This is a genomic window from Nitrospira sp. BLG_2, from assembly GCF_049222245.1.
Map to the genome: position 1 here is coordinate 1 of NZ_JBLYIG010000192.1, position 10852 is coordinate 10852.

10 protein-coding genes and 1 pseudogene are annotated in these 10852 nt (G+C 53.3%); 6 read left to right on the top strand and 5 right to left on the bottom strand.

Annotated features, from left to right (window positions below; genetic code table 11):
- From cynS to ACOSYY_RS05280, 6 genes and pseudogenes are all read left to right on the top strand, one after another.
- On the top strand, window positions 1–514 hold a 514-nt coding region (gene cynS, locus ACOSYY_RS05260; RefSeq protein WP_421661217.1), incomplete at its 5' end, for a cyanase.
- 367 nt (window positions 515–881) lie between these two features.
- A complete protein-coding gene (locus tag ACOSYY_RS05265; protein ID WP_421661218.1) occupies window positions 882–2294 on the top strand; it encodes a hypothetical protein in 1413 nt (470 codons plus the stop codon).
- Between the two features lie 193 nt (window positions 2295–2487).
- Window positions 2488–2684, top strand: a pseudogene (locus ACOSYY_RS20375) (type II toxin-antitoxin system HicB family antitoxin).
- A gap of 66 nt (window positions 2685–2750) precedes the next feature.
- A complete protein-coding gene (locus ACOSYY_RS05270; RefSeq protein WP_421661219.1) occupies window positions 2751–2984 on the top strand; it encodes a hypothetical protein in 234 nt (77 codons plus the stop codon).
- 134 nt (window positions 2985–3118) lie between these two features.
- Window positions 3119–3727, top strand: coding sequence for a short chain dehydrogenase (locus ACOSYY_RS05275; RefSeq protein ID WP_421661220.1), 609 nt, complete (start codon window positions 3119–3121; stop codon window positions 3725–3727).
- 167 nt (window positions 3728–3894) lie between these two features.
- On the top strand, window positions 3895–4653 hold the full coding sequence (locus ACOSYY_RS05280; RefSeq protein ID WP_421661221.1) for a YecA/YgfB family protein: 759 nt from the start codon (window positions 3895–3897) through the stop codon (window positions 4651–4653).
- 502 nt (window positions 4654–5155) lie between these two features.
- Here ACOSYY_RS05280 and ACOSYY_RS05285 read toward each other — a convergent pair.
- The 5 genes from ACOSYY_RS05285 to sthA form a co-directional block, all read right to left on the bottom strand.
- Window positions 5156–6103: a carboxypeptidase-like regulatory domain-containing protein gene (locus ACOSYY_RS05285; protein ID WP_421661222.1), complete on the bottom strand. Its 948-nt coding sequence runs from the start codon at window positions 6101–6103 to the stop codon at window positions 5156–5158.
- Between the two features lie 40 nt (window positions 6104–6143).
- Complete coding sequence (locus ACOSYY_RS05290; protein ID WP_421661223.1) at window positions 6144–6566, bottom strand: hypothetical protein; 423 nt, start codon at window positions 6564–6566, stop codon at window positions 6144–6146.
- Between the two features lie 505 nt (window positions 6567–7071).
- Window positions 7072–8088, bottom strand: a complete 1017-nt coding sequence (locus tag ACOSYY_RS05295; RefSeq protein WP_421661224.1) for an alcohol dehydrogenase — start codon at window positions 8086–8088, stop codon at window positions 7072–7074.
- A 47-nt stretch (window positions 8089–8135) separates the two neighbouring features.
- On the bottom strand, window positions 8136–9152 hold the full coding sequence (locus ACOSYY_RS05300) for a TIM44-like domain-containing protein (protein WP_421661225.1): 1017 nt from the start codon (window positions 9150–9152) through the stop codon (window positions 8136–8138).
- 184 nt (window positions 9153–9336) lie between these two features.
- On the bottom strand, window positions 9337–10749 hold the full coding sequence (gene sthA / locus ACOSYY_RS05305) for a Si-specific NAD(P)(+) transhydrogenase (protein WP_421661226.1): 1413 nt from the start codon (window positions 10747–10749) through the stop codon (window positions 9337–9339).
- Between the last annotated feature and the right edge of the window lie 103 nt (window positions 10750–10852).

Below are 10852 nucleotides of genomic sequence, written 5' to 3' on the forward strand. Positions count from 1 at the left end.
GGTTAACCGGTCCATCTCTATCATGAGGGTCTCGTGTCGATTGCTGAAAGAGGCCCTATTTATGGAGGCCAGCATGGAGAAAGAAACGATACGCAACAAGATCAAGGCTGCTCGACTCCAGAAGAAACTCACCATTGCCGATGTCGCGAAAACTATCGGCAAAAACCCTACGTTCGTGGCAGCGGCGTTGAACGGCAATCAGCGGTTGACCACGAACGAAGCGGTGAAGGTCGGCCAGCTTCTGGATTTGGACAACGAGATTGTCCAGTCCTTGAGCCGCTTCCCGGTACGCACCGATCTGCCGAACATGACGGACCCGTTCAAGTACCGATTGCTCGAAATTATCGGCGTGTACTGCGATCCGTTGCGTGAGATGGCAAACGAGATGTTCGGCGACGGTATCATGAGCGCGATCGATTTCACGGTGGACATGGAAAAGGTCACCGGCAGTGAGGGTGAAACCCGCTGCAAAATCACGTTGAACGGCAAATGGCTCGAGTATAAGTCGTTCTGACGAGAAGTTGGTCTACAGCTGGATGAGAGGCCGCTCTTAGACAGCATTCGCCTTGCCACGTGCGACGCCAAGAGAGACATCCCCCTCATAGAGTGGCGAGGTAAAGTCCGACCCGCCCATCTTGCCAGCATGCCCGGAAACATGTATTTGAAGTGTTTCATCGTTCAGCTGTTGTAACTGACGGTTTCTTCTCTGTGTCGCCGACAGCCTTCTTGCCACTTGCTACTCTGTTAATGGTTGCATTCATCAGCAAAACGGTGTATGCATCTCCGCCAATCACCCTTTGCTGGATGCGCTAGGTATGCCACCATGAAGAGTTTGTGATGCCGCTTTTTGGCTGGTCTTTCTTATGAGCTGATAGGCTCTTATGAGTAATTCGTTCGAGCAAGCATTTGTAGATTTCGAGTCGCTACTTTCAAAATGGCAGACGGCATATATTTGTTCAATCCATTCGTATGTTGCGGTAAAAAGACAGGAAGGAAGTCATCTCTTAGTTGGTCGGATATTTTTGGAGCCAATACGTGATGAGGTCAACGAGTCTTCTGTTCAATTTGAAACAGAGAATATAGTTGCTGGACGTTTCGTAAAGGCGACGGCGTTAGATTCCATTGCAGAATTACTGGAAAACGCAAAAGCCGGGCGAATGGATACCGATAGAGGACCTATTTCACTTCTTACTGATTCCTCGGGGTCAATTTCTGCCTCCTTTGCTCCGATTTACCATCCATTGATCTCGGATGGGCCAAGATTGCCGAGCCTTATAATTCATGGAATCAACAAATACGAGTTGCTGAAATCGGAATGGGGTAATCGGCAATTTGATTGGGAGGTGAAGGCTGCCGATTTTCCTTTTGACTCAATGGATGATCTTCTGAGCCATTGCACCTTACCAACCCTTACTCAAATGGGGGACTTATCAACGCTTGAAATTGTTGCAAGAACGCCTGCAGTAGTTGGCGCAAACTCGGTAATTAAGGGGGCCGAAGCTGTTATCGAGTGTCGGATGGCCAAAAGGCTTGATCCCTTCAAACTGCGTCTTGGCTATCGAATGCTTCAGAAGGACCAGAAGATTATTCGGTCAAGTGTGACTGGAGATAGCTTTGAGTGGCGAGATGACAAAGATCTCAAGGTGGCATTTCATCGAGTCGCCATAGGTGAAGCTTCGGTTTTGCAGGCCTTCTTAAGCTATGATCGTATTTCTCTGCACCAATGGTGGGTCACCGATCCTCAGAAAAATCTCAACCCGTGGCAAGCTATCCATCAAATATTTGATCAAGACTTAGATCTATTGCGAAAAATGCTTTTAAAGCCAGAAACAGATAAGCCATATGCATTTGAAGGCGCCGTTTCGACTTTGTTAACGCTCCTTGGATTTTCAGTCGCAAACTATGGTCGTATTCCGAAGCTTCAGAAAGGGCCTGATATTATTGCTTTTACACAATCTGGTCATGTGGGTATTGTTGAATGTACGGTGGGGTTGATCAATGAGAGTGACAAGCTAGCAAAATTAGTTCAAAGAACAGCGCTGATAAAGGAAAAATTTGCGGATGTCCGCTACGGAAATTTGCAAATTCAACCAGTGGTTGTTACACCACTGTCACGTGAAGAAGTAGCAGCAGACCTTCCACTGGCTGGGAATCATGGCATTGCAGTCGTCTGCAAACAAAACATCGAGAATGCATTGAGTCAGGTTGAGTTCCCACCAAATTCAGATCGTGTGTTCCAGGATACAAAGAAGTTAGTTCCAGCTGAACAGCCATCTTTATTTGAAAATAGTTGAAATTCATTCAACATTTCATCATCGCCAGAAGCCTGGAAAGTAATAATACTCCATTCATGATAACGGACGAGCAATAGCGCCATAATTCAATAGGGTCAGGCACGTGTACCGCTTGTAGTAAGTCATGTTACTAGCATAGTGCATTACAACCGGTTCTGATTCACAAAACCTGGTGGGCATAGGGAGGTGAATCATGAGGCAAGTGATTATTTTCCGGGCAGAGGATGATTTTTGGGTGGCGGAGTGTCCAAGCCTGCCTGCTTGTCTGAGCCAAGGAAGGAAGCGGTTGCCAATATCCGAGAGGCTATTCGAGGCTATATTGCAGCCTTGGAGGAAGATAAGCTCGCCGTACCTGAAGAGCGCTTCGATGCTGTGCTGATAGCTGTATGATCAACGAATAATGCGGGTCTCAAGCATGCCGCCGCTCACTTCAGTGAACGCAAAGGAATTTGTTCCATGAAATTGTGTCGTGTCACTGTCACGAAGTCCAAGTTGACTGTATGCATGCTCAGTCTTTGTAGGCCGGATGCATCAAACCGGGTCGTCGAGTTCAACAAGCGAGGATGCAAAGAGCTGGAGACCTTCGGCGGTGGCACGCTGTCTTTGACGGGGAAGGGCCACAAATCCGTGAGTGGTGAGGCAACAAAGACATTGCGGATGGATTTGAAACGGTCAACCGTACAGTCATAGCGGAAGACTGAGTTGCCGGATAGGTCCGATCACTCCGACTCCATCGCTTCCTTTTCAGCTGTTGAAACCAGACAGCTCGACCTTTAGCATATCTGTAGATCTCAACGGTAGATGGTAGGTAGGAGGAAAAGGTTATGCGAGTGATTGTGATAGGTGGGACAGGCACCATTGGGTCAGCCGTTGTGGCGGCTCTGTCGGGACGCCATGAGGTCGTGGTAGTCGGGCGGAACCGAGGATCAGTGCAGGTCGATCTGGCCTCGCCGGATTCGATCCGGGCGATGTTTCAGTCGGTGGGAGCATTCGATGCTGTGGTCAGTGCCGCCGGGCAGGCAAAGTTTGCCAGTCTGGACGAGTTGACGGATGCAGACTACCAGTTCAGCTTCACGAACAAGCTGATGGGCCAAGTCAATCTGGTGCGGATCGGCAGACAGTTCATCGCCGACGGCGGGTCCTTTACGCTCACGAGCGGTGTGCTCAGTCACGAGCCGATGAAGGGAAGCGCCTCCATCAGCATGGTGAACGCCGGACTGGATGGCTTCATCCGTGCTGCCGCTTTGGAGTTGCCGCGTGGGATGCGGGTAAACGTTGTCAGCCCGCCATGGGTGACGGAAACATTGATCGCGCGCAAGATGGACCCGGTGCATGGTATGCCGGCCGCCTCGGTGGCGCGTGCGTATCTCGCGAGTGTCGAAGGGACCATGACAGGACAGACTATTGACCCTCGAAAATTCGCCGGCAGATAACTTGCTCAGTAAGGGTGGTGGTCGGCGAAACCGAAATGTACTAAGGAATCTCTGTTTCATATTTTGTGGTGCTTCAAGAGACGGTGAATGGGAGAGCAGAGATAGAAACAGCCGAGCTCAAAGAAGAATTGAAATGCACCGGCCATACCTGAGAGAGTGGTCAGATCATGATGGCTACAGTCCCACCATTCACCAGTGAACAGGCGAGGCTCTTAACACGCTTCTTATCATCGCCGCAACGACCAAAAGACACCTTGACCTATCCTCAATTGGCCGGTTTCTTGTTCGGCCTGGCGAATGGGCCGGAGTTGATTCCGCCGTCGGAATGGATTCCGATGGTGTTCAACGATCAGGAGGCTCAGTACGAGACCAAGAATGAAGCAGAGCAGGTGCTACAGGCTATGATGGCGCTCTACAATGACTGTGTCCGGGAACGTCCCAAAGGGACTATATCCCTTCCGCCAGGCTGTGAGGTGAGACTTCAGCCAATGGACAATTTGAATGTCGATGCGCCCCTGAGCCAATGGGCGCAAGGATTTGGAATGGGCTATGACTATCTTGCGGAGGTGTGGGACGCGTATATGCCTGAGGAGCTTGATGAAGAGCTCGGAGCATTGCTGATGACGCTGACGTTTTTTTCATCGCCGAAACTCGCCAAGGCCTATCGGAAGGAAACGAAGGGGAAAAGTACTCTGGCGCAGCTGGCCGCATCTATAATGGAGGTCTTCCCTGAGGCGATGGGTGAGTATGTTCACTTGGGACGGTCGATCTATCAAGCGCGGCTCGAAGCGGGCGATCTGAATCATGATCCGGCCAGCCGTCCCAAGATCGGTCGCAACGATCCCTGTCCCTGCGGCAGCGGGAAGAAGTTCAAGAAGTGCTGTGACCTGACGAAAGGAACAGGATCGGACCCAGTCTTCCACTGACACCGTCCGCCTTGAGCGGGCTCATGCTCGGAACTTGAGACGGACAGAGGAGGTAGATTTCGTCTATACTCTGTGCATGCCTGATCGCTACGACTCCGACCATGCCGGCTTCTTTTCAGCTGAAGCTCGCCAGAAGTTTTATGAAGGCCATCGAACGATGGCGCTTTTCATGCTTATACTTGTGTTTGCGGCACCGTTTGCCGGACTCTATGTGGCAGGGCTGCTTGGCGTGGTGATTGGAGTGCTGGTCTCTGCCGCCGCGTATGTGCTCGTCCCCTTGCTTTGGTAAGAAGATCGGCGGCTGAGCTGATATACCCAACCTCTCATATATCAAGACGTTGAGGTCTTGGTCCATTGAAGAACCGCAGATTTTTTAAGGTGGTACGTTCCGAGAGAGCCCGAAGATTTCGAACACCATAGGTGCCTCCAGTGGCTTCCGACACCCGATTATCAATTCACAAAGCAGCATAGCTCGCCCAAGGTTTTATACATCCTCTATTTACTAGTCTGCGTTGATGCTTTGTTGTTCCACTGTCGGCAAGATTTGACTCAGCGTATCCTCGGTTATGGTGTACCGAGCATAGGCATTCTCGACCATTTGGTTGGCATAGAGGCGTCCGATCGGCGCCTCGACCTTCAACACGATGCTCGTCTGCTTGTTCGGTTCAATTGCTATCGTCTGTATAATGTCCTCCCTGACATAGGGATGCCAGACCTTTATCTGATAAGTGCCGGGCGGGATATCGCTTAACTCGAACCGTCCTTCCTCATCGGCCACGGCATAGTAGGGATGATCTGCGACCAATGCCCAGCTCTCCATGTACGGATGGAAGCCGCATTGCATGCTGAAAATCTTCCGGTCTCTCGTCATCTTGACCGATTGAGTGACGGTCTTTCCTTCGTAGTGCTTGTGAACACGGGTGCTCAACCCGGCCTCATGTGGATATCGTTGACTGATCGGCAATGGAATATTGAACAAGACGCGAGGCCCTAATTTCGAGGTCTCATAGGCTTGAATGTCATGCATGGCAGGGTCCATGTTCACGACGACGATATCGTGCTGATCGCGCACGACGTTGATAAACGGCAGAAAGCGGCAATCAATGGCCTCGATCCTCGGCGGCGTATATTCTTCGAAAGGTTTCCCCTTGTCGATTCCCTCGAGATACACAACCACGCGGCGAAATTCCCCCTTCGGGCCGACATCAAAAGGCTGCAGCAATCGCCACCCTTTGCCGTCTGAAATCCGCCCGCAGTAGACGCGGTCCGGCACCGTCGTGAGATTGTACCCCTTCGGCATCGGCACTTTGCCATCGAGATAGACGGTACCCGAAAGCGAGCCGCTATCGGCTATAGGAATCTCCTCATAGGCTTTAATGTCCGGCGCCGATACAAGACATAGCCCATACGCACAAACGACGATTAACTTTTGACGTACAGTCATTTTCATCACTGCCTCCTACACAAGGTTGCGAATAATCCCCTCGCCATCATGCCGCTTCGTCGAGGTGAATGACCGCCGTTGGACTCATCGAATGGGCGGGGTCTGCGATATCTGTCCAGATATTGTACTGGACGATTCGAGACTGGAGAAAACACAAGCTGACATACTGACCTGCTGGAATCCTTACAATATCCTTCATCGCTCCGTACCATGTCTTGAACCCCCGTTCACAACCTGCCTGTTGCATTGGATGAACACCAAGAAATCCGAGATAGACCGGAACCGAGAGGTCGTTGTGCCACCGAATTTCCTCACCGACGACCGCATACAATTCAACAGGATTGATGGAGTTCTGGCCGTTGATGTGGATGTCATGGACGCGAAGCGGCATGACCTCCTTCGGGAACATGGTACAGCCGACCAATACTACTAAGAGCAAGGGAATAGAGCTGCCTATGCCTTTCAACATGATTGCCATCCTTGAATATCTTGAATGTACGCATAAAATACGAAGAGGCAGGGGCGGTCACCACCGCGTCAGGCCGGCCGCCTGACGTCCACGGTGCACGTTCACTATCCTATTCGCTCAAGTGGTTTCGTTTGTGTTAGCAAACCGTCTGGAGGAGAACTCAAGGAGCTGGCGGGGGATCATTGCCATGGCGAAAAACACAGCCATGAGGAAAGAAGGTATATGCTGGAGAAAAGCCACGATAAGGCATGAGCTAGCAGTCCACTTTCTCGAGTTGCCGAACCGGTACCTTTTCGAAGGCATCGCCCGTCTACTCAATATATAGTGGCGGCGCGCAAAAGAAAACCTCCCGAGCTAACAAAGTTGCTCGACCATGATCGTAAAGGTGATGTAGGCATTGTTTGAAGCTGACAGGATGGCACATTCCTTCACACACTCGTGGCGGCTGGCAAAAAGCGGCGGTTGAATGATGCGCTGAGACTATGCCCGCATCCGCCGTGCCGCCCTACTTCATGGTGAGCACCATGCGAAATCGTGCCTTTCCGTTCAACATACGCTCATAGCCCGTAGCGGCTTGCTCCAGCGGGACGGTTTCGACCATAGGCCGAATTCCCGTGAGAGCGCAAAAGTTTAGTGTGTCTTCAGAATCTCGGGCGGTCCCTGAGGGCCACCCAGTAATGGACCGGCGGCTCATAATCAGTTGAACGGGTGTTACGCTGATGGGATCAGCCCCAGCGCCGATCACCAGCAGTCGTCCCCCGACTCCCAGCCCGTCGATGAGCGCTGACATGGCCTTGCTGTTCGGAGCCGTCGCAAGAATGACCGAAGCGCCCCCAAGGCTTGCGAGTTCTTTTGCGGCGTCGATTGCGTCTGTGTCCAGATATCGGGCAGCTCCGAGCTTCAGCGCGAGGGATTCCTTGTCTTTGCCTCGACCGATGGCGACGGTGCGAAATCCCATCTTGTTCGCAAACTGAATCCCAAGGTGGCCAAGACCGCCTAGCCCTTGCACGGCCACGAGATCGCCTGCGACCGCCCCACTATGTCGCAAGCTGTTGAATGTCGTCACGCCCGCGCACAGGATCGGTGCTGCTTCGGCAGGAGAGATCGAATCCGGAATGGCGGCCAGGGCTTCCGTCCGAGCAATCATATACTGAGCATATCCTCCGTCATCATGAAATCCTGTGACACGGAAATTCAGGCATCCCATGAAGTCGCCACGCCGGCAGGGATTGCATTCACCACAATGTCCACCATGCCAGCCCACACCTACGCGCTGCCCTCGCTTCCACGTCGTCACACCGGTTCCCACCTCGTCCACAATGCCGGCTACCTCGTGACCTGTGACCCGTGGGTAGTGCAGGCCTGGCCAATAGCCTTCCTTCACAAACAAGTCACTATGACAAATCCCGCAGGCTTGCACTTTAATGCGGACTTGGTTTGCTCCGGGTGTCGGGATCTCTCGATTGACGACCTCGAATGCTGCACCGGGAGAGTCAAGTTGAACAGCGGTCATGTGTGGCATGTGAGCCTCCTTCTAACCTAGGAATAAGGGGTATCCCTCTTGGGGGATTATTGCTGGATGGCCGACAAAAGCCACCGGCCATCCCGCACGCGCATGAAGGTCCAGATTTCATGAGATTCCGTCGCGGTTTCTTCACTGCCCTCGATCAAATAGCCCGATTCCCCGCGCGGGATCGTCGTGGAGACGGTGTAGTCACGAGCGCTCCAGCGTAGGTCCACGGTTGCGTAGTCCTTGTTGTCTTCAGTCCAGGCCTCACGCACATCGCCCTTGAGCAACTCCACTCCTTCCACGTGATTCTGCACGCCTCGACTGTTGTCCTCGGCCAAGGCGGTGCTGAAATAGCTCAACATTTCCGGCGTCAAAAGACGTCGTAATGCCGCTATATCTTGCGCACTCCAGGCAGATTGAATCTCGGTCAGCAGTTGCTGAAAGGCTGCCTTATCTTCGGTCGTCACAGTATAGGCAGTATCGGTTGTCGGCCTGTCGGTGGAGTTGGACGAGATGTCGAGCAGGCTTCCCCTCCCGGCGCTGCCACGCGAAAGTCCAGTGAATACCGGAGCGGGAGACTGACGGCCTTTTTTGAAATAGTAAAGCCCCCCGGCCCCTATCAACATCAGCAAGAGGATCAGCCCAACGGAGTTGGATGCTGAGTTCGATGCCGCTCCTGGTTCAACATCCGTAGTCTTGGCGCTGGTCTCCGTTGCGCCAAAGAGCATATGGCCGATCCAAGTACCGGCGAGGCCGCCGGCGATCCCGGCGAGCAGGGGATTGCGTTGCCACCAGGATGGCGATGTGGCTGGGGCCGGGTGCACTGGTGGCGTGCCCGCCGCATTCGGCGGTGGGGTGGTTGACGGCTGGGGGGTGGTGGATTGTTCAATCGGCTTGGCGCCATTATCCTGGTGGGTGCGAGATCCACGGCTGCCGATTCCCATTGATGAGTTTCCGCCGTGCGCTCCGCTCGAAAAACCTCCAGCGGATCCTCGCGCTTTTGCGAACGAGAGAGTTGGTCCGCCGATGATCGAAGCGATGAGGCAGACCGCGATGAGATGTGAACGTTTCAACATTGGGGTTTCCTTTCACAATAGATGAAACATAACTGGGACGATCCATCCTAGCAGTTTTGAGGAAAGAAAACTGGGGCTTGGCGTGGGTTGTATAGGCCCTGGAGTCTCGTATGAGACGGCGTATTGTACACGAACATCCGCGAGAGCGAAGAGCGGCTGCAAAAATGAGGGATGTGCAGTGGTCTTATATCGCCCAGTTCGGTCGAGGATGATGCTGCAGCCGATTCAGACCGTCGAGGGCCGCGGTGCGATAGCATTCGGCCATCGTGGGATAGTTGAAGATGTTGTGGACGAAGTACTCCACCGTTCCTCCATAGGTCAGAATGGATTGGCCGATGTGAATCAATTCGGTAGCGCCGGGCCCGATAATATGGACGCCCAGGAGCGTATGTGTGTCGCGGTGAAAGATCACTTTTAAGAGACCGTGGAGATCACCGCTGATATGCCCGCGCGCCATTTCTCGAAAAAAGGCTCGCCCCGTGGCATACGGAACATTGTCGGTGGCGAGTTCTTCCTCGGTTTTCCCTATCATCGAAACTTCGGGAATGCTGTAAATGCCGTACGGGATGACCTTAATTCCCTGTGCGTCGGATACATGAAATGCGTGACAGGCGGCGAGACGGCCTTGTTCCATGGCCGTTGCGGCGAGCGCGGGAAACCCGATGACATCGCCCGTCGCATAGATGTGAGGAACGGCTGTTTGGTATTGGGCGTTGACCGTGAGTTGCCCCTGTCGATCGGTGAGGAGGCCGATCGCGGCGAGGTTCAAGGCTTCCGTATTGCCGATCCGTCCCATCGTGTAGAGCATCATGTCGGCTGTCACTGTTTCGCCGTCTTGAAGCCGGACCATTGGGTATCCGCTCTCATTCATGGAGATGTCCAGATGTTCCTGACCAAGCCGCATTACGACCCCATTCTGTTGCATCTGAGAGTCGAGGGCTTGCGCGATTTCCTGATCTAAGAACCGCAACAGGTGAGTCCGCCGATCGATGAGGACGACACTGATCCCGAAGGCGGCCAACATCGAGGCATATTCTGTGCCGATGATACCTCCGCCGATGACGATGATGCCGGCAGGGTTCTTTGCCGTGCGGAGAAACGAGTCCGAATCACACACGATCAGATCGTCGAAGGGAATCTCAGCGGGACGGCGTGGTCGTGACCCTGTGGCTAAGACGATGGTCGAGGCACGGACCTGATCGACGTGCCCGTCTGACCTCACGACGCGCAAGATATGGGGATCGACAAAGCCGGCTGTGCCGTGAATGACCTCGATGCCGTTGCGCTGCAACTGGTCGGTGATCACGGCGACTTCGGTCTTGATGACGAGGTCTTTGCGTGTCATTAGGTCTGGGAGCGTCAGCTGCCTGGTGAGTTCGGCGCCCAGTTGGTGCAATCCCCGCCGACCCAATCCGTGAATGTACTCGATCGTATCTTTCAGGGTTTTGCTGGGCAGAGTCCCGGTATTGAGAGATGTCCCGCCAAGCTGCGGCGATTTCTCGATGATCGCCACGCGCTTGGACAGTTTCGCCGCTTGGACGGCTGCTTTTTGACCGGCCGGCCCACTGCCGACCACCACCATGTCATAGGATTGCATAGAGGATCTCGATGATGTATCTCGTCGGTGCGCAGGCCTACAATATCGTGACGAGCTTCACTCACCAAGAAAATAGGTGAAGCCTGAAGCCGGGATCGGCCGT

Bases quoted from the DNA above. Each gene is read 5' to 3' on its own strand.
- sthA (WP_421661226.1), bottom strand. From the start codon at position 10,749: ATGCAATCCTATGACATGGTGGTGGTCGGCAGTGGGCCGGCCGGTCAA.
- ACOSYY_RS05290 (WP_421661223.1), bottom strand. From the start codon at position 6,566: ATGTTGAAAGGCATAGGCAGCTCTATTCCCTTGCTCTTAGTAGTATTG.
- ACOSYY_RS05265 (WP_421661218.1), top strand. From the start codon at position 882: ATGAGTAATTCGTTCGAGCAAGCATTTGTAGATTTCGAGTCGCTACTT.
- ACOSYY_RS05275 (WP_421661220.1), top strand. From the start codon at position 3,119: ATGCGAGTGATTGTGATAGGTGGGACAGGCACCATTGGGTCAGCCGTT.
- ACOSYY_RS05270 (WP_421661219.1), top strand. From the start codon at position 2,751: ATGAAATTGTGTCGTGTCACTGTCACGAAGTCCAAGTTGACTGTATGC.
- ACOSYY_RS05280 (WP_421661221.1), top strand. From the start codon at position 3,895: ATGATGGCTACAGTCCCACCATTCACCAGTGAACAGGCGAGGCTCTTA.
- ACOSYY_RS05295 (WP_421661224.1), bottom strand. From the start codon at position 8,088: ATGCCACACATGACCGCTGTTCAACTTGACTCTCCCGGTGCAGCATTC.
- ACOSYY_RS05285 (WP_421661222.1), bottom strand. From the start codon at position 6,103: ATGAAAATGACTGTACGTCAAAAGTTAATCGTCGTTTGTGCGTATGGG.
- ACOSYY_RS05300 (WP_421661225.1), bottom strand. From the start codon at position 9,152: ATGTTGAAACGTTCACATCTCATCGCGGTCTGCCTCATCGCTTCGATC.